Source organism: Chitinophaga sp. RAB17, from assembly GCF_052114225.1.
Classification (GTDB): domain Bacteria; phylum Bacteroidota; class Bacteroidia; order Chitinophagales; family Chitinophagaceae; genus Chitinophaga.
The window spans coordinates 456,710-476,793 of the sequence record NZ_JBFREI010000003.1; the positions used below are offsets into that span (position 1 = coordinate 456,710).

At 45.9% G+C, this 20,084-nt stretch carries 13 protein-coding genes; 5 read left to right on the forward strand and 8 right to left on the reverse strand.

Going from position 1 to position 20,084, the window contains the following annotated elements:
- Window positions 1–118 precede the first annotated feature (118 nt).
- The 4 genes from AB4Z08_RS13615 to AB4Z08_RS13630 are packed head-to-tail and all read left to right on the forward strand — an operon-like array spanning window position 119 to window position 6,970.
- The gene (locus AB4Z08_RS13615; protein WP_441574292.1) at window positions 119–3,172 is read left to right on the forward strand and encodes a SusC/RagA family TonB-linked outer membrane protein; all 3,054 of its coding nucleotides are present in this window, start codon (window positions 119–121) and stop codon (window positions 3,170–3,172) included.
- 11 nt (window positions 3,173–3,183) lie between these two features.
- Window positions 3,184–4,509, forward strand: coding sequence for a RagB/SusD family nutrient uptake outer membrane protein (locus AB4Z08_RS13620; protein ID WP_441574293.1), 1,326 nt, complete (start codon window positions 3,184–3,186; stop codon window positions 4,507–4,509).
- A gap of 33 nt (window positions 4,510–4,542) precedes the next feature.
- Window positions 4,543–5,778: a TlpA family protein disulfide reductase gene (locus tag AB4Z08_RS13625; protein WP_441574294.1), complete on the forward strand. Its 1,236-nt coding sequence runs from the start codon at window positions 4,543–4,545 to the stop codon at window positions 5,776–5,778.
- Window positions 5,779–5,794: 16 nt separating this feature from the next.
- Window positions 5,795–6,970 (forward strand): redoxin family protein, encoded by a 1,176-nt coding sequence (locus AB4Z08_RS13630; RefSeq protein WP_441574295.1) that lies wholly within the window; start codon window positions 5,795–5,797, stop codon window positions 6,968–6,970.
- Between the two features lie 68 nt (window positions 6,971–7,038).
- Here the strand turns inward: AB4Z08_RS13630 and AB4Z08_RS13635 are convergent, their stop codons facing one another.
- The gene (locus tag AB4Z08_RS13635; RefSeq protein WP_441574296.1) at window positions 7,039–9,060 is read right to left on the reverse strand and encodes a hypothetical protein; all 2,022 of its coding nucleotides are present in this window, start codon (window positions 9,058–9,060) and stop codon (window positions 7,039–7,041) included.
- A 192-nt stretch (window positions 9,061–9,252) separates the two neighbouring features.
- Here AB4Z08_RS13635 and AB4Z08_RS13640 point away from each other — a divergent pair, with 192 nt between their 5' ends.
- Window positions 9,253–9,669 carry a hypothetical protein gene (locus tag AB4Z08_RS13640; protein WP_441574297.1) on the forward strand — a complete coding sequence of 139 codons (417 nt, stop codon included), beginning with the start codon at window positions 9,253–9,255 and terminating at the stop codon, window positions 9,667–9,669.
- A 160-nt stretch (window positions 9,670–9,829) separates the two neighbouring features.
- On the opposite strand, the gene AB4Z08_RS13645 is transcribed toward AB4Z08_RS13640, so the two are convergent.
- The 7 genes from AB4Z08_RS13645 to AB4Z08_RS13675 form a co-directional block, all read right to left on the reverse strand.
- Window positions 9,830–11,083: an amidohydrolase family protein gene (locus AB4Z08_RS13645; RefSeq protein ID WP_441574298.1), complete on the reverse strand. Its 1,254-nt coding sequence runs from the start codon at window positions 11,081–11,083 to the stop codon at window positions 9,830–9,832.
- 9 nt (window positions 11,084–11,092) lie between these two features.
- Window positions 11,093–12,148 carry a TlpA family protein disulfide reductase gene (locus tag AB4Z08_RS13650; RefSeq protein WP_441574299.1) on the reverse strand — a complete coding sequence of 352 codons (1,056 nt, stop codon included), beginning with the start codon at window positions 12,146–12,148 and terminating at the stop codon, window positions 11,093–11,095.
- A gap of 68 nt (window positions 12,149–12,216) precedes the next feature.
- Window positions 12,217–13,602 (reverse strand): RagB/SusD family nutrient uptake outer membrane protein, encoded by a 1,386-nt coding sequence (locus AB4Z08_RS13655; RefSeq protein ID WP_441574300.1) that lies wholly within the window; start codon window positions 13,600–13,602, stop codon window positions 12,217–12,219.
- A gap of 10 nt (window positions 13,603–13,612) precedes the next feature.
- Window positions 13,613–17,140 carry a SusC/RagA family TonB-linked outer membrane protein gene (locus tag AB4Z08_RS13660; protein ID WP_441574301.1) on the reverse strand — a complete coding sequence of 1,176 codons (3,528 nt, stop codon included), beginning with the start codon at window positions 17,138–17,140 and terminating at the stop codon, window positions 13,613–13,615.
- A gap of 24 nt (window positions 17,141–17,164) precedes the next feature.
- Window positions 17,165–18,178 (reverse strand): FecR family protein, encoded by a 1,014-nt coding sequence (locus tag AB4Z08_RS13665; RefSeq protein WP_441574302.1) that lies wholly within the window; start codon window positions 18,176–18,178, stop codon window positions 17,165–17,167.
- A 42-nt stretch (window positions 18,179–18,220) separates the two neighbouring features.
- Window positions 18,221–18,796 (reverse strand): RNA polymerase sigma factor, encoded by a 576-nt coding sequence (locus tag AB4Z08_RS13670; protein ID WP_441574303.1) that lies wholly within the window; start codon window positions 18,794–18,796, stop codon window positions 18,221–18,223.
- A 152-nt stretch (window positions 18,797–18,948) separates the two neighbouring features.
- Window positions 18,949–20,082: a family 20 glycosylhydrolase gene (locus AB4Z08_RS13675; RefSeq protein ID WP_441574304.1), complete on the reverse strand. Its 1,134-nt coding sequence runs from the start codon at window positions 20,080–20,082 to the stop codon at window positions 18,949–18,951.
- Between the last annotated feature and the right edge of the window lie 2 nt (window positions 20,083–20,084).

Here is a 20,084-nt window from a genome sequence, read left to right on the forward strand (position 1 = left end):
GTACATTCCGCTACCGGGTACGTCCATTATCCCACAAAAGAAATAACAGGATAAGTACTTTGGATTTTCATTTTTGTTCGGGACAGTTCATATATCGTAAAAATCAACCAACTTTTGTATGAGAAAGTCATTATTATTTATCCTCCTATGTATGTCAGGCGCCTCTGCCTACGCACAGCAGGTTTTAAAGGGAACCGTGAAGGATGCGGTATCCCACCAGCCGGTTCCGGGAGCCACCGTAAAAATAATAGGTGCAGCCAAAGGAGCCACGACCAATGATAAAGGAGAATTTGAACTCAATGTGCCAGCCAACGCACAACTGCAAATCACCTCTATTGGTTTTGAAAATGTAGTGATAGCTGCCAGCCTGATAAAATCCGGGCCTATCATGATGAAGATGACAGCTATTAACCTCATTGATGCGGTGGTAGTAGGGTATGGTACCCAACAAAAATCAAATGTCACCACCGCTATTTCCACGGTGAAAGCCGATGCACTTTCTCCTGAAAAAAACATCGCCAGCGATTTTGGGAAAGCGCTGACAGGCAGAGTAGCCGGCGTATTTGTGTCGTCCAGAGATGGCGGCCCCGGTGGTACACCCAATATCCTTATCCGGGGGGTGCAATCGGTTAATGTAACCAGTACCAACCCCCTGATTGTAGTCGATGGACTGATCCTGGAAGGCAATACCATCTCCATCAATAACATTAATCCACAGGATATTGAATCCATCGAAGTACTGAAAGATGCAGCATCTGCAGCTATATATGGCGCCAGAGGCTCTACCGGTGTGATCATTGTCACTACCAAAAAAGGAAAGCTCAACAGCAGACCCAGTTTAAATCTCAATATGTATACGGGAGTGAACAATGTACCTACTTCCCGTCATATGCTCAATACAGAACAGTATACCTCTGCCTTTAACGACGCCCGCAATAACCGTATCAGCGATATAGATGCCCAACTGGCCAACTCTGGCAGTCTTACCCCTGCCAAGATCAGCCAGCTGAAAAATGAAAAGATCACCCTGCAAAGTCAGCTGAATGGCTTAAAGATGGCCGACCGTAGCACCGACTGGCTCGATCGTATCAAAAATAAAAATGCACCTGTCAATAATATACAAGCCAGCATGAGCGGCGGCGGTGATAAAAGCAATTATTACATGTCTCTCGGTCGCTATGCAGAAGCAGCTACCATGGGCACAGGCAACTTCGAAAGATATACCGGCCGCCTGGATATGACACAACAAATCAACAACTGGCTAAAAGTAAACGGTAACATCAACATTACCCAGTCTGTCAGAAAAAACATCAGCAGTCCATTGGTCACTGCCTTCAATGCACGTCCTGATACCCCGGAAGATCCGGTTCTCAATGCTGATGGATCACTGGGTTACTACGTAGGTCAGCAGCAGCATCCACTGGGCGTGATGATGGACAACAATAACAAAGATAAAAACAATGTATACCTGGGTAGTTTATCGGCAGACGTGAAACTGTTCAAAGATCTCTCCTTCCGCTCCTCCTTTAACGCTACCAAATTCAATGATCTGGCGACCACCTTCTACCCTGCGGCCGGCTACCTGGGCGCTTTTAACAAAGGTACTTTCAAGAATTTAGGGGTAGATAATTTCTCCTATAACTTCGATAACTACTTCACCTATACGAAAAGAGTAAAACGTCTGGGCATCAATGCTACCCTGGGCTATACCTTCTATAGCAACGAACTCAATACTTTCGGTTATGATCTCAACGGCTTCCCGAAGATTGATGGTATCACCGGCGGCGGCTCTGGGGCTGCTTATGGTAGTAATTCCAATATTGGCAGCTACAATACCAACAACAAAGAGGTATCTGATGCCTATTTCCTGCGCACAGGTTTCGACTGGGAAGGTAAGTACCTGCTCAATGCGTCTATCCGCCGTGATGGTTCTTCCAAGTTAAATGCGGATCACCGTTACAGCTGGTTCCCTTCCATTTCCGGTGGCTGGGATATTGCCCGCGAAAACTTCCTCGCCGGCAACCGCTTTATAAACCAGTTAAAAATCCGCAGCAGCTACGGTATGAGTGGCAACATGCGTGCGGTAGGATATTACGATGCACAAAACCTGCTCGGGGCCACTTCCTATATGGGTAATCCTGCGCTTCTGCTCAGCACCATAGGGAACCCCAACATACGCTGGGAACGTACCAAACAGGTAGATGCCGGCATAGATGTAGCCTTGCTCAACAACAGACTCACCTTTACAGCAGATTACTACAATAAGACCACCGATGGTTTAATGAGTAATAATAATATACAGTATATCTATGGTGCAGCTTCCATTCCGGATAATATCGGAAATATCCGCAACTACGGCGTAGACCTGGAACTGGCTGTCAGCAGCCGTCCCGGCGCCGCCTTCTCCTGGAAAGTGGAAACCAATATGAACATTAACCGGAACTTACTCGTGTCGCTGAAAGACTCGCTTACCACTTACGGCGCCTATATTTTTGGCGGCCCTATGACCAAAGCCAAAGTAGGACAATCGCTCGGCTCTGTACAGGTATATGAATCAATGGGCGTAGATCCCCAAACAGGTGACATGATCTATAAAGATCAGAACAAAGATGGTAAATGGGATAGCAATGATATGATTACCGTTCCCGTGGCAGTACCCAAATTTACAGGCGGTACCAATATTACGCTGTCTTACAAAAAATTCACCGTATCTGCACTATTCAACTATGTGGTCGGCAACAAAGTATATGATTTCTATGAGCAAACACTCCGTAACTATGATATAGACTACTACGGTGTAATGCCCAATAAATTTGACATCATTAACAGCCGCTGGAAACAAAAAGGAGATATCACGGACGTACCCAGAGCAATTGTAGGCCCACATGGCGCGGGACAAACCAACGACTGGAACTCCCGCCCTTCTACCCAGTTTATATATGATGCTTCTTATGTACGCCTGCGCAATCTCACCGTGAGCTATGATCTTCCCACTGCGATGCTCACTAAAGCAAAAATTACACGGGCACGCATATACGCATCTGCGCAAAATGTATTTACCATTACCAAATATATCGGATTTGATCCGGAGGCAGCCAGCAACACCGGCGTTGTAAGTTCCAACACGCCTAATCCGCGTGCGGCTGTTATTGGTATAGATCTTTCATTTTAATAAGCCACCACATGAAACAACATACTTTATTACATATAGCGGCTATCATTACACTCGGGTTATCTGCCTGCAGTAAACAACTGGATGAAGTAAATCCTAATACTAAGATTGCCTATTCACAAATCAACAAAAACAACCTGCCGCTGTTGATCAACGGCGCTAAACTGGCACTCACCAATAACAATTCATTCTATAGCTACTATGGATTGCAGGATATTATGAGCGATGATTTTCAATCGCTGAGCTATACTACGTATGAAAGTAATAACATTGCATCCAATGACAACACGCTGGGACCTGTTTATAAACAGCCGTACCAGTGCATTGCCAACGCAAATATAGCGATCCGGTATGCACAACAGTTTCCGGGCGACAGCAGCATCAGCGCCGCACTTGGCGAAGCCTTGCTTTTACGTGCGTTTTCGTATATGCTGCTCACCGAATCCTTCGGTGATGTAGTGATCGTTAACGGCGGAGAAGATCCTAAAAACCGTCCTGCACGCAACCCGGTAGCAGAAGTAAACCAGCTGATTGAAACAGATCTCAAAAACGCAATCGATCAATTACCTGTTTACACAAACGCACTTTCCGCTTCCAAACAAAGTGCGCAATTATTACTCGCCAGATTTTATCTGAACCGGGGTAGAAACGATGAAGCACTGACCATGGCCAACAATGTGATCAGCGCCGGCAAATTCACGCTACAGTCTAACTTTGCGGATATTTTCAAATCATCGGTAAACAGCCCCGAGGCCGTTTACAAGATCAACGAAACCAGCATCAGCACTTTTTATGGTCTCCCTAATCTATACGGACAAGGCGGCACCGGTCAGGCAGGTTTCGGTAATACCTTTGCCGACAGCAATCTCGTAAAATCATATGAGCCGGCAGATATCCGCCGCAGCTACTTCGTTCGCACCAAAGGGGCCTCCATCCTCGACTCGGTGTATTTCCTCAGCAAATTCCCGCAGGAACTCACGCCTTCGTATGTAATATGCCGTTATAGTGAGGCATTCCTCATTGTTGCCGAAGCCAATGCCCGCAAAGGAACAGTAGACGTCACCACTTACAATCAGCTTCGCAGCGCCCGCAATGCCAGCACCGTCAACAATGCTGATTTTGCTACACCTGCCGCCTTCCTCGCCGCCATTGAGCAGGAAAGAAGAAGAGAATTCATAGGAGAGCGGTTAAGATGGAGCGACATGCAACGCTTCGGCAAAATAAACACCTGGCTGCAATCATTCGGACAACCCATTACACATGTACTGATGCCGCTGCCTTCCAGAGAATTTTTTATTAATCCAAACCTGTCGCAAAACGCCGACTACAGTAAGTAAAAACGGAAATCAATTATATTTAAACTAATCACGATGAAGAAAACAGTTTTAAAATTCTGCGCACCGCTGCTCCTGTTAACAGCCCCCGCAGCCCTGATGGCGCAACAAAACAAATTAGTGAAAGCCATCACCGTGCGCGGCAGCGTGGAATTCACCGATCCTAAACAGGAAATCAATAAAGTATTTCTGTCAAAGGATGACTTAAAAGGAAAACCTGTAGTGGTAGACTCCTGTGTAGTAGGCAAAGACAACACCTTCTCCTTTAAAATCAAACAAGACCACCAGGGTATCTACATCCTCAATGCCATGAACTGGGACCATGCTACTTTCTGGAGCGATGCAGATGTAAACGTGGCCATGAGAGGCTATGATACTGCCCGGTACAAGGTTAAAATACCTCACTACAATTACGTAGACGGATCTTACGATAACAATTTCGTGAATCTTTCTTCCCTGAATGCAGAGCTGAATTACCGCCGCATGATTGATGAGTACAACATGGAGTACTATGCCAAAAAAGCAACAGATACTACCTGGTACGGCTATATGAAAAATACCAAAAAGTACAATGCGCTGGGCGAAGACTTCAAAATGCGTCAGGAAGTATTAACCAAAGCTTACGCTGACCGTCCGGTAATGGTATATGCACTCCGCGGCATGGCAGGCACAGAAGCAGGTGAAAAATATGACAAGGCCATGAAAATGCTGGACCTGCTGATCGTACGTTATCCGTGGCTAACAGAAGCAAAGCAACTGAAAGAAACCATCATCACCAACAAAGCACAGGCTATGCGCCTGAAAAGCGGTCAGCCAATGCCATCCGTAAAATATCCGGATGCCAACGGTCAACTTGCCGGACTGGAAAAATACAAAGGCAAATACCTGCTGGTAGACTTCTGGGCAAGCTGGTGCGGACCATGCAGACAAGCCATTCCTAAAGTAAAGGAACTGTATGCTGCTTATAAAGACAAAGGATTTGAAGTAGTGAGCATTTCTATTGACACCGATAAAAATGCCTGGAAAAAAGCGATGAAGGAAGAAGAAATGCCATGGGAGCAAATGCTGAGCGACAATAAAGATAAAACCATGGAACAGTTTCAGTTCTCCGGTATCCCTACTATGTATCTCGTGGATAGCGAAGGAAAAATCATGGAACGCTTTACCGGATACAGCGATGAAGCAGCCGCTAAAATAAAGGAAAGTCTGAATAAAGGCACGAAGGCAGCACCAGCTAAACAAGCAGCGTCTATTCCAATGACCGGTTTCTAAAAATCATACACCAACCATGAAAAAACACATCCTGATGATGGCCGGCAGCTTGCTGCTGGCCTCTTTTCTCCCGGCAACAGCACAAAAAAGTTACAAGGTAACGGCTAATATCAAAGGCCAGGGCGATTATCGCCTGAGTTTATCTTATATAACTGCAGAAGGACGCAAAATGGATACAGTCATCTCCCGCAATGGCGATGAATTTACTTTTTCCGGCGACGTAAGCGAACCGGTGATAGCAACTTTTGTTTCCCGCCACCCGGGATCCAAATTTGAAATGTCTAAAGGAGGCATGTTCATGCCGGCGCCTAACCTGGAAATTATCCTGTCCGATAAAACCAACATACAGGTATCCGGCGATGCAGCTGAGCTGTTCAAGGCAACCGTAAAGGGAGACAAAGCCAACGAAGAACTGAATGCGCTCCGGCAAAAAGAAATGTCCCTGGTAGCACAAGCCTGGGAACTACGTAAAAAAACAGCTGCGATGCGCAAGCCGGAAGACAGCACCGCCAAAAAAGCATTGGTGGCGGAAATGCTGGCAGCGGGCGACCAACTCACTGCTCTCCGCAAACAATTTATAGCAGATCATCCCAAATCATTTGTCAGCGTAATGCTGTTGAGCAGGTTACAAGGTGATTATGACGCAACGGCCTACGAACAGGCTTTCAATAAACTGAGCGCTACTTACAAAGACACCTACCTGGGGAAATACCTCGCTTCCCGGATTTCCGGCGCTAAAGCCACCAGCGAAGGTGCGGCTGCAATTAATTTCACCAAAAAAGATAACCACGGAGAGCCGTTCACGTTATCTTCTCTCAAAGGGAAGTATGTGTTACTCGACTTCTGGGGTAGCTGGTGTGGTCCCTGCAGGGCCAGTCATCCTCACCTGAAGGAAGTATATGCGAAGTACAAAGACAAAGGACTGGAAATTGTAGGCATTGCGGATGAAAAATCCAGCAATCTGAATGACGCAAAAGCGGCCTGGCTAAAAGCTATCCAGGATGATGGCATCAACTGGATTCAGGTGCTTAACAACTACGACAAAGCCACCACTGATCTTGCCATGTCATATGGTATTTCCGGCTTTCCTACCAAAATACTGCTGGATAAAAACGGTAAAGTATTATTCAAATTAGTAGGTAACGGCGGTGACGAACTGGATCAGAAATTAAAGGCCACACTGGGCTTATAAAAAAACAGGGTGTACCAGATCACCGGTACACCCTTTTATCGTAAGCCCCCTCAGGCATTACCGTTATGTTATTTCACCGGCTTCAACTCCAGCACTTTCACCTGTAAAGGCGCCAGTTCTATCGTGATGCTGTCCTCACTATCCATCTCTCCGGCTTTCACGTCTTCTATTACATTAAAGGCGGCAAACTTAGTCTTATAGTCCGCCGGCAATTCCAATACCTCTTTCAAACGGAACGTAATTTTTTGCGTTGCTGCAGATGGATTTCTCCAGGTGATCGTGCCTTCCTTATGATTCCATGCCGCAAAGCCATACACTTCTTCCTTACCGGGATCGCCGCCTATCCAGTGTATATCGGATAAAACATCGCGGTGCCTCTCAGACCACTTCATGCCTTTAGCCAGTATATTCCAGGAGGCAGTACTCATCAGGTGCGGATTAATATACAATTCCTGCATACCCGTGCCGTTACCGAAAAACTCCCAGATATCTTCCGCCAGCCCCGCATCATCGTTGGCAAAAGATGCACCCAGCCCATTTTCATTATTCACTACAATGCCATGATACATCAGGGCATTGAGCGGATATAAGCGGGAACGTTTCACCACATTTTTATATACTTCCGCATCGCGGTAGTTGATCCATTGTTGTCTTTTAGTTCCCACACCCTGTACTCCCATATCTTCACCGGCACGCCAGATAGCATCGCCATAATTGAGCCAGTAGGGAGAAGGCCAGGTGCCTACGGTGAGGTTAAAAAACAGATCAGATTTTATTTTACGGAGATCTGTGATCACACGTAAAAAAGATTCCACATCTCTGGCATACTTCTCTCCTGCCCCGGCAGCACCGTTGCCTGCACCTACCCCATCAAACTTGAAACTGATCACACCCTGATTTTTTACAAATCCTTCGGTGAGCTTTTTAAAATAATCGAAGTAGTGCGGATCAGCCAGGCTTAAACCGTTATCATTCGGCGTAAATGGCAACTGCAGCGTTTTAATGCTGGCCAGTCGACTGATCTTTTCATTATCATAACCACCCCAGGGTGATACCCATACTCCCATGGCCGATTTGTACTGACGTGCCAGCGCATCCATCTTCTTAAAACCATTCGGCAACTTACTGCTGAAATACCAGAGTCTGTTATAATCATCCCAGCCACTATCCCATAAAAAGGCGCTGATCTTTGCTTTTCGCTTTACTACCAGGCTGTCGCCAAACATTTTAATCCGGTCCATGGCATTGGCCTCCGTGATTTCCCGGCCATCATACCCTACATCATACCAGGAGTTATAATGCGGGAAAGCACGATAAGGTACTGCCCTTACTTTTTCGAGGTAAGATAGAAAACCCCGGCGAAGTTGCTCCGCAGGCGTAATACCCCAGGCCACACTAACGTCAAATCCGTTACCTGAACGCAGCGTAGCAGATGCAGCCACACCACTTCTGGTAGCAGTAGTACTCACCTCATTCTGCGCCATAGGGTGTTCCAGGGCAAAAAACAGGTTACCTGCCAATATCGGAGAGCCATCTACAGTACCGGAAAGCACGGGTTGATAGACTGCAGGAATATTGACCAGCGATAAATCTGTAATTGCATGTGCCGGATCCTCAATATGAAAATGTTGCTGGATAAAGTTACAATCATCATGCAGGGAAATACGCCAGGTGATCGTGATACCATGTGTTTTATTGGTAAGCCCAAAGATCAGCTGCTTTCCCGGCAGGCGGTCAATTATTTTCACCGCATCCGGTACTGCCGCAATAGTGCCAGCATCGCGGGTGCTGATCGCAAAATCAGATGGCAGCAACAAGGTGCCATCGTTTAATTTCAATGCAAATAAATTATTCTTATCAAAATCTATTGCTTTAGACAACTGCCTGTCCCGGAAGGTAACATGCCCAGACTGCTCATTTATCGACCTGAAGTTTACCTCCAGCACATTATTTTCCAAAACATATTTGTCGGGTAAAACGGTTGCTTTAGCGGGAGCTTTACCTGCATAAAATACCTGTGCTGGCAACGATTGTTGTATAGCTAGTAAAAAGAGTACGATCAGTATCCTGCTGGTGAAAATGTTTTTCATGGAACGTCTGTTGAACAGAGGATAATGTTAGCTGATTTTAGTGGAAAATACTGACACAAACGATTGCGTGAATTAGCCGGTAATAAAAGGTTTTTAATGTAATTGTCCTGATACGCCGCTGTATTTGTCGCTTTTACCCCGTATACTCAAAATATATCCGTGGTATATTTACAGTACGTCAAACCGTCTACTATGGAACCATATACTTTAGAACGCGATATGGAAGTGTTTTATGTGAAAGCCTCCTCTTTTCCGCAAGGTATTAAACCCGCTTTTGAAAAGCTGGCTGCTTTAGTGCCCGATATACAGGGCAGAAAACTATACGGTATTTCCCGGCCGGAAGGTGGCTGTGACATCATTTACAGGGCTGCTGTAGCCGCTCAATCTCCGGGAGAGGGCGCAGCCTATGGTCTCGATAGCTTTATTATCAGGAAAGGGGTTTATATGAGCGAAGTCCTGTTAAATTATGAACAGGACCCGCCCAAAGTCAGCCAGACATTTGACCGGCTGCTACAAACGCCCGGTTTGGATCCCCAGGGTTACTGTCTGGAAGACTATCTCAATGAAAAAGATATACGCTGTATGGTGCCATTAGCTTTTAGCCATTAGCGGTTAGCTTTTAGTAAATGCAGCGCAGATGATGTTATATTGATCTGCGCCGTATTTACTAAAGGCTGTTTACGTATTTTCCCCTTTTAATTTAGCCATTAGCGCTTAGTTTTTAGTAAATGCAGCGCGGATGATGTTGTATTGATCTGCGCTGTATTTACTAAAGGCTGTTTACGCATTTTCCCCTTTTAATGACGATGGCGGGGGTAAATAATGTTGCCAGGTTCGTATAGGGGTTTTCGTTAGTTATCAATAGGTCGGCGCATTTGCCCGCACGTACCAGTCCCCGGTCATGCAAACCGGTCACAGTGGCACTGTTCATTGTAGCACTCTGAATAGCCTCTGCCGGGCTGAAACCACATTTGCTCACCAGCAATTCCATTTCATCCTGTAAGGGAACGGCTTCATTTTTTTCTGGATATATCCAGTCGGTGCCAGTTACTATTTTCACGCCTATGCGATGCGCCAGGCGGGTAATGGTCAACGCATTCCACATCTTGTTGTTCGATGCATGAAAGATAGTAGGGTCGAGGAAAATGCCTGCCTGCTGCATGCCCTGTAATAATTTCACCTGTACTACTGTGTCCAGTGTAAAACCTTTTTTGTACAGTTGTTGCCAGGCTTCATGAAATCCCAGTGTATCGCCTTTCATTTGTTGAAAACAAAGATCGGCGGCATGTGATAAACTGTTCACGCCAGCTGCGATGCCATCAGCAGGTTTGGCGGGGAATACCGTACCATGGCTCCATACTTGTATGCCCTGTGCATGTGCTTCCCTGGTAATCGCCGCTATTTGTTTTTTTGTGAGATCCGCGTACACTTTAATGCCGCTTGCACCTGCACCTTTGGCTTCGGCCACAGCCAGCTTCAAATCCGTTTCCGGTGTAATGGCGCGGTACCAGGGTGTAGTTCCCAGGTCTTTATCTGCACGGGAACTGCCTTTCATCTCTGCAAAATAACCGGGTCCCGCAAACTGTGCTGCATAAAAAATATCCGGGCCGATCAACTGATCCGTTGCAATTTTCCTTTTGTACTCCGCCAGGAAAATAGCATCTCCTGCCATATCGCGTACGCTGGTAATCCCATGCCGGATCATGTTCTGCAGGATGCTGTCTGTTTTCATATGCGCTCCTTTCTGATCCCCCATATTCACGGTGGCCAGGTGCACATGCGCATCCATCAGGCCCGGTGTAATAAACTGACCGGTACAATCAATCACCGTTAATTTATCACTGGGCAATACGCCATCGTATATCATCTTTTCAATGATCCCTTCACGGATCAGCACTGACCCAATACGGGGCTTTACGCCTGCATCACCGTCTATGATAGTGGCATTTTTCAGTAGTAGCTGTCCCCGGCTGTGGTGCCCGAAGCCAAGCATCAGGGCCAATAACAATAAGCATGATTTCATAAAAATCAATTATAATTTTTCCAGGTCAGCTATTTCAATATGCTGCTGAATAATAGTTCCGTTTTTATCGATCAGGAAAGTAGCGGGCAGCGATTGTACTTTATACTGCTTTACAAATTCACTTTTCATTCCTTCCTCACTCCTTAATTGTGTCCAGGGGATTTTATCCGCCTCCACCGCTTTTTCCCACAGTTCTCTTTTTTCATCCACAGATACCGATACAAAGCCAATCCCTTTCTTATTCATCTTTTCGTATAGGGGTGCCAGTTTGCGGTTAGTGGCCCTGCAAGGCGTACACCAGGAAGCCCATACATCCAGCAATACGTATTGATGCTGACCAAACATGCTATCCAACGCCACCGCATCACCGGTAATAGCCGGCAATGTGAAAACAGGCGCCTTTTTGCCAGTCATGTTAAAAGCGGCAACGGCGGCTTGCTTATCACGTAACCGGCTATACGTAGTTTTGGCAGCAGCCTGTTGCTGAAATGCCGGTACCAGTTTATCGAGGTCGGAAGGAGACCAGGCGAAAGCGTAGTAGTAGCCCATCCAGGCCCCTGCCAGGTTCCCGGCATTCGCCAATACAAAGGCCAGTCTGGCACCCTGTACTTTTTCTGCATAACGATTACTTTCCGTATTCGCTTTTAATTTCTCTTCCAGATTCGACGCCACTTCGTATTTGTGCCCCCATTCATTCCATGCTTTCTCATCCGGCTTCATTGCTTTTTCAAAATCATTCCATTTCCTTTGCAATGCACCACCACTGATAACGACCGCTGTATCGTTGGTCATACTGATAGTCACTGTCTCCCCCTCTTCTAATAATACAGCATCCATAAAGGGCTTACGCAGTTGAACGGAATATACCCCTGCACCGGCAGGCAACTTATACGTAAAGGAATTGCCGGTGAGCCGCAGCGTATCTATCAGTTGCCGCGAAGGCCATTCCCGGTAAATGGTGACTTTCTCATTTTCCCGGTGCAGTGCTGTCGTAAATTTCAGCTGCTGTGCATGCAGCTCCGCTTTGATCAGGAGCAAAGATGATAGGTAGTATAAAAACTTCATACACATTTTTTTTACAAGAAAAAGGCTGACTAAAAAATGTTTTTTAGTCAGCCGGGATGATAGTTGGTTTACCTCGGATTTTGTATAATGGCTGGATTTATGCTAATAATTTTCGGTGCAATCTGTAACAGGTAACGCGGACCGCTAGCGGCTAACGTATAGGTATCACCTTTATAACTGCGCGTCAGGTCTTTTTTGAAACGGGGATCGCGGTTCAATCGTTTCAGGTCAAACCAACGAAGCCCATGATACATCAGTTCTTTTCTTCTTTCTGCCAGCACTTGTAGCAGTGCATCATCTGCTGTGGCAGCAGTGAGATCTGCATAATCGGCGGGCTTGAACCGGTTATGCCGCAGTGTGTTCAACAGACCAATCGCCTCATCTTTACTATTGTTCCGAGCCAGACACTCTGCTTTTATCAGCATCATCTCGGGAACGCCTATACTGTAATTAATATAGTTAGCCATATAGTCAGGATAAGGGCTTTTGCTGGCAGCACCACTTCTGTCGAGCCGTGTAAAAGCGTAAACATAGCGCAGGTCTTTCTCTCCTAAAATATTCAACAGCTCCGGATGAATCATAAAACGCACCAGGGTGTTACTCAGACTATTGGTTCTGGTGAAAATATTTTCCGGATTTGCATCAGCGGTAGGACGGCCTTTAAAACCACTGTAAGGCTTTGCCGGGTTGATGAAGCTGATGACATTATGGTCCAGCAGCGTACTTTTCAGCGCCAGTGCGGCATCAGCAGCTTTCAATGCCTGCTCATAGTTACCCATATATAAATATACCCTTGCCAGCAATGCATATGCAGCGGCTTTGCCAGGATGTATATAATTCCGTCCCATCACCGGTAAACCACTTTCTGCAAGTGCCTCCGTCAGGTCTTTGATCACCTGATTGTATACTTCCTGTACCGTAGCCCGCTTTGTTTGGGCTTCCAGGTCCGGTACCAGTAAAATAGGCACTGCCAGATCGGTATTAGCCGTAGCAGCCTGATAGTCGTTACCGAATAAATTAGCCAGGTGGAAGAAATGATAAGCCCGGTGTATTTTAGCTTCTGCGGTCAGCCGGCTTACATCAACAGGTGTGCCATTGGTAGCACTCCCTACTTCGGCCAGTACCAGGTTACAATTATAAATATTGCGGTAGGCGTTATTCCATTCCCCATCATTATCGGTTGCCCTCAGCAAATCTTTCGCCCACAAATAACTTTTAGCAGTACGACTATCGCCCAGCAATCCCAGCATTTCATCGTTGTAGCTCAGGTCATCCGTCATAAACTCTTCGTTCCCATAGGCGGCATCCGCCATCACCGGATCGTTCATGAACAGTTCATAGTCTGCCACCGTTTTAGGAAGAAACTTCCCTTTAGGCGTAACGTCCAGGAATTTCTTGCAGCTGCCGGCCAGCAATATGATGAAGAGCAAACAGTATATCGTTAATTTTTTCATTACCATTTTTTTACAGTTCAACACGAATAGTAATCGTTGTTACTTTTGGTTCCGGTAAATAATAAGCTCCGTTTATCGGATCTATAGCTTCAGGATCTATCCCATATTTATTCTTCTTCCATAAGGCTACATTATTCATCTGCGCAATCAGATGCACCCCTCTCAGGAAAGTCCCTTTCAGCAAAGAAGCTGGCAGATTATATCCTAACTGTATTTCGCGCAACCGGATATAATCACCTGGTATCACACTGTTGGAAGAATATTGAATGGCACGTTCGCGGCCGTCATAAAAGTCGGCCGGATCAAAAGAAGGTGTGATGGCCGCGATATCTGTTTTAGCTTCATCACCCGGTTTGCGCCAGCGGTTGCGGATCTGGTAATTCAACGAAGTAGAAAAGGAGTAACCATACATATCCGGCATTTCGCGGCGGAGTACATTTCCAAAATTGAAAGTGGCCAGCGCACTCACAAAAAATTCGCGGTAAGAAAATATATTGGTAAATCCACCGGAGAAAGGAGCACGGTAAGTTCCGCTCTGTATCAGCGATGAGAACTGGGCAGCTTTTACTTTCTCCCCCTTATCACCATATACCTGCGGGTTACCGTGATCATCAAGTCCTGCCCACTTGTAACTCCATAGCGACTCCCGTGCATATCCTTCTACATACTGTGTACTGCCGGTGGCGCGACCGATCACCGGATCACTATCCGGCACTTTATTATCTGTGATGATATTTTTATTATAGGCAGCATTTAACCGGCTATTCCATTTGAATTTTTTGGTGTCAATGATGTTGCCCTGTACCGTCAGTTCAATTCCCTTATTGGTCATCCTGGCAGCGTTGATCTTCATGCTCTCAAACCCTACCGTAGGGTCCAGTACCCTCGTGCCATACAGATCATAACCATACTTATTATACGCATCTGCGGTCACCTGCAGGCGACCCTCAAACATCGCCATGTCTATACCCAGGTTAATAGTACGCGATCTTTCCCAACGGAGCTTCGGATTGTAACCACTTACCCTGGCATAAAACTCATTAAGTCTTGCCATGAAATACCGGTTGGCCACCAGCAAAGGAGTGGTAGTACGGTCAAAGTTACCGGTCAATCCCACGGAACCACGCAACTTCAGCATACTGATATTATTGGCATGAAAAAACTGTTCCCGTGCAACATCCCAGGCTGCCCCAACCGACCATAGCGGCGTACTGCGGTATTTGGGATCTGCGCCAAACAGGTTGGACTGATCCACGCGATAACTACCGGTAATGGTATAACGTTCGTCATAAGTATAGGTTCCCGTTCCATAATAGGATTTCTCTCTTACATCATTGTATCGGAAAATATCCTGCTGGGTAGCATCATAAGTGGGAATCTTCCGGCCATTCCACCAGGTAAGATCATTACTCAGCAACATCTTCTGATCTATCGGCTGCCAGGATTGCAACTCATCGTTATAACCAAACTTGGTAGCAGTGAATCCTTCTGTTATGTATTTTTTCACTTCTATACCAGCGGCGAAGTTCACAAAATGTTTTGCACGAAACAGGTTACTGTAATTCAGCTGTGAACGCAATGCCCAGTTGCTGTTGGTATATTCCGACTGATCCAGCCGGTCACCCTGCGGGAGATTATAAACAGCTTTATCGTTTACATCCAGCGTGGTAAACTGGTTAATATAATTACGATTACTATAAGCTTGCTGAGATAACAGGTTACGGCCACTCTGCTTCATACGGTCGTAAAGAAAACCTGCATTCAGGGTGAGTCCTTTCAGGATCTTCCATTCACCACCCACGTTTGTCCTCAGTCCGAAATTCTTATTCCTGTTATTGGAAAGCCGGGCATCTTCCAGCAGGTTACGGCCATTGTCCGCATACCCCATTGTTTTCAGCCGGTCATTCTCTGTTTTATTAAAAGTCGTATAGTCGTACAGGTATTTTCCATTTGCATCCAGTAATAACTGATAAGGCGCCAGTTGCTGAATATCTCCGCTGAGATTGGGCACTGTTTTCATGTCCTGAAATACACCATTCATATCCACATTAAACCGCAGATTACGGGTTACTTCAAAATCACCGCGGGTATTCAGTTGTACAGATTGTGATTTATCACCGATGTATACTGATTGACTATTATCATAAGAACCGGATACCATAAAGCGGTATCCTTTACCACCACCGGAAAGCGACAGGTAGTGATTTTGGCGCACACCGGTACGCAACAGTAAATCGCGCACCTGCGACTGGTTGGATATGCTTCCCAGTGAATCCTGTTTACGCTTAAACTCCGCGTCTGTAATCAGTCCTTTATTCAGTTGCAAAAGAATATCGAAAGATGGCGAATAACCACTTGATTGTCCTTCAAAAATAAGTGGGTCAATGAATCCTTTATCATACAGCTCCTTATCATAATCCACCAGGTCGGCGCCATTGGCACGTTTCAGCGCACTATAATCCGGGCGCTGCGTGAAATATAAATTGGTAGCGTAGTTGAGTTTTATTTTACCTTCCTTACCCCGTTTGGTCGTCACCACGATCACGCCATTGGAAGCACGTGCGCCCCAGATAGCCGCTGCTGCAGCATCTTTCAGCACATCTATCTTTTCCACGTCATTCATATTATCCGGCAACTGATTCACCGGAAAACCATCCACAATAATGAGCGGCCCATTACGGTCTGTTTGTATGGCACTACCACCACGCACCTGTATATCGATACCATTCTGATGGCGGTCTTTGCTGGTACCGGCATAGCCCGTCGCCAGTGTTAACCCTGGTATACTTCCTTCCAGTAACCCCGTCAGCGACTGACTACCTCTTCTTTCAATTTCCTGCCCGGTAATACGGGAATATGCACCTGTCGTATTTTTCCTGGCCAGCGTTTGATACCCGGTAGAAATCACCACTTCCGGAATGTCCTGCAAGGATGGCTTCAGGGTAACATTGATCATGGCTTTGTCACCCGCTTCCAATTCACTGCTTACATAGCCAACACAGCTGATGCTAAGCTGTGCTTCGGCTGTTTTAAGCTTCATGGAAAAATAACCTTTATCATCGGTAATGGCAGCATTACTACTGCCCTGCTCCCGGATGGTAACACCGGCATTATACACAATGGCATCGCCTTCATACAGGCCTACACGACCACGGATGCCTCGTTCGGTCTGCGCCGGCGTAGTCGCTTCTACATGCACGGAGCTCACACTAATCATATTATCATTTCTGCGGAAAGCCAAATGATAATTCACGGTCAGGTACTGCAGCACTTCCTCCAGCGATCTTTCACCCGCAGGAATGCTGATCCTGGCATCTCTGTTGACAGAAGAACCAGCATAAAAAAAGCGAACTTTATACAGTTCTGATAAAGTCCGGAATACCTTTTCCACAGGGACTTTATCCAAAGTCACTGTTTTTCTTACCTGTGCCATAGCGGGCAACAGCGCCAGTGAAAGTACTAACACCATCATCACAAAAAAGGCATGGGAATGTCTACTCGTTATCCTCACGGACAACCGGCAAAAACGTAAATACATAATCCTACTAATGGTTTTGGTTGATTACTTGATTAATACATTGGCTGAATCTGCAAATTGATATTGTTTGTTTAATGTAAAGCACAATACCTCCAGTACTGCTGGTAATGCATCATTTTTAAATCGTCCTGAAAAAACTTCTTTTTGCAGAATAGTATCTGCTATCTGAATATGAATATTATAACATGCTTCCAATTGTAATACCACCTCGGGTACAGGTGTATGATCAAACAGAATTTCCTGTGCCTTCCATGCATTCAGCGTCGCGGGGGTGAACCTCTGCTGCTGCTTTGTATTGCGGCTAGCCGGATCTATCAGCAGGCTCTCAGCAGGCATCAGGTAGGTAATCAGCTTGCGAGTGCCCTGGCTGTTTTTTTCTACCATCACCTTACCTTCTTCCAGCAATACCTGTAATTTGCCGTTGGCAGATGTCATCCGGAATGCTGTACCCAGCGCGGTGATAATATACTCCGCTCCTTTCACATTAAATGGGCGCAGCGGATCACGGGATACCTTAAAATAAGCCGTACCATTCAGGGCCATGCCGCGCGCAGACTTACCAAAGGCATTCTCCAGTTGCAGGCTGGCGCCACTCTCCAGCAATACATAACTACTATCCGGTAGCAGCACTCCCTGCATAACTTTGCTGGTATTGTGGTAATACAGTTGCAGCGGTCGCACAACAGTGGCAACGCCAGGTGGGGCAATGGATACAGGGCGGAAATGCCATACCGTTAGAAAGACCAGTATCACCGCAGCAGCGGCGGCGGTATAATACCAGCGCATGCGGCGTGCAGGCTTTCCTGTATTCAGTAACCACTCGTCCATTTTAGCCATGGCCGCTGGTTTTTCTCTTTCTGCCTGCAACAGCCAGCCGGCTGTTTTCACCATATCCACCGCTTCGCGGATCAAGGCAGCCTGCTCCGGATGTCCCTGAAGCCAGTTATTCCAATAGCGTACATCGTTTTCGTTGGTATGAAAACAATAATTAATAAAAGACGGATCTCCTACCAATTTTTCTATTGAAATATCTTCCATGCAGTAACGCTTTTCTTATACAGAGGAAAAAGTGGTTGGGATTTACCACAGAAAAAAAATATTTTTTTTACCTACCTCCTGGCGAAGCTGTACAATCGCCCTATGGGTAAGGTTATAGACTGTTCGGAGGCTGGTATTTTTGGCATCCGCAATTTGCTGCAAGGACATATTCTGAAGGAAACGGAGCTCTATTACTTCTCTTTGGGCAGGGGTCAGTGTTTGTAAAGCCTGTTGTATGCGGTTAAACTGTGCGGTAAAAATGTCAGTGTCTTCACCGGTATCAGCAGACAAATCGATCATGGCTGTAATATCGGTTAACTTTTTTTGCCTCCCCCATTGTTCAATTAAACGGCGTTTAAAAGCCGTAAGCAGGTAAGCTGATACGTTGATATCGAGGGAAAGATTTTCTCTTTTCTCCCATAGGTAAATAAAGAAATCGTGCAGATGATCCTTTACGAAAGCCGTTTCACCACCCAGCCATTTACACCCCCATACAAACATGCGTGAATAATATTTGTCATATAATTCACGAAAAGCAGCTTGTTCACCACCACAAAATTTCATCCAGGTATCTCGTTCATCAGGCATATCACATCTCCATCGGGCTAACCCCTTCATGTTTTGGTCGACATCAAAGATATTAAATTAAAAATTTCCTGTTAGATGATTTTCTTTCCTCCACGGATAATTTTCACAAAATATTTTTTTTAATATATAAAAAGGTGCTGAGTATACACCCAGCACCTGTATAGGATTAGAATAGTTGTTATTTATAATTTCTCCTTCTTCCTGATTTCTGCAAACAATGCTTTAAAAGCATCCACATTATCCTGCGTTCCTTTACGCACGCCCTTACGGTTATAATACCCGTCAATAAACTCCTTCGTATTCACCCACATGGTTTCAAACACGCCGGGCATCCGTTCCGATAAAGTGCGGGAGAATTCGGCCATCAATGCATTTTTGCGGGCAGCATATACCTGGTCGAGTTGTGCCAGTACTGCTGATGTTTTAGCACAACCTGAAGGCAACACCTGGAATCCTTTAATCGCAAAGTAGGCGGGCGTAGGCGGCGCGTCTTCATACTTCCAGTCACAGATCATAATATCTTTCGGTATCATATCTATCGCCCTGGCGGTATTATTCATGCTTGCCTGCCAGGCCAGCAGGTTTGTTTCTTTTCCATCTATCAGGCGATCGCTCCACATCCACATCTGGCATTTTTTTTCTTTGAGATGTTGATGCAAAGCATTTACATAGCCAGCAAACAGTTCCGCCGGATCTTTACCACCACAGCGCGGACATTTATTATACCCGATGATCCAGGCTTCGTCTAAACCTACATGAAAGGCATCGGCCCCACACACATCGATCAATTCATCCATCAGCGGAAAAATGACTTTGAATAAATCCGGATGCAGCGGACAAAGACATTTGCTGTAGAAGTCGAACATCCCACCATTTTTCCACGGCACCGGTGGATTATAGTCCGGTGATTCATCCAGCTGCGGATACTTTTTCAACAACGGTCCTATTTCCGTTTGCTCCGACTGATGTGCCAGCAGGTTCAGGGTCGGAATAAACCGGATACCCGCTTCCTTACAGGCTTTCACAATCTGTTTCAGATCGGATTCTGAAATAGCATTTCTTTCTGCCACTTCCGGATCAGATTTAAACTGGTACGCATACTCAATCCTCAATGCCAGGGTATTCACACCTTCTGTCACCAATGCTTCTTTGATGAAGCGGCACAGCAATGGCACGTCCTGCGAAGCCGGCACACTGAGCAAAAGCCCTTTTACCGGAAGTACATTCCATTTAAACGGAGCCGGTTGTTGCGATTGGGCCATGACCGGCAGCCACAGCAACCACAAAACGGGCAGGATATGTTTTAATCTTTTCATTT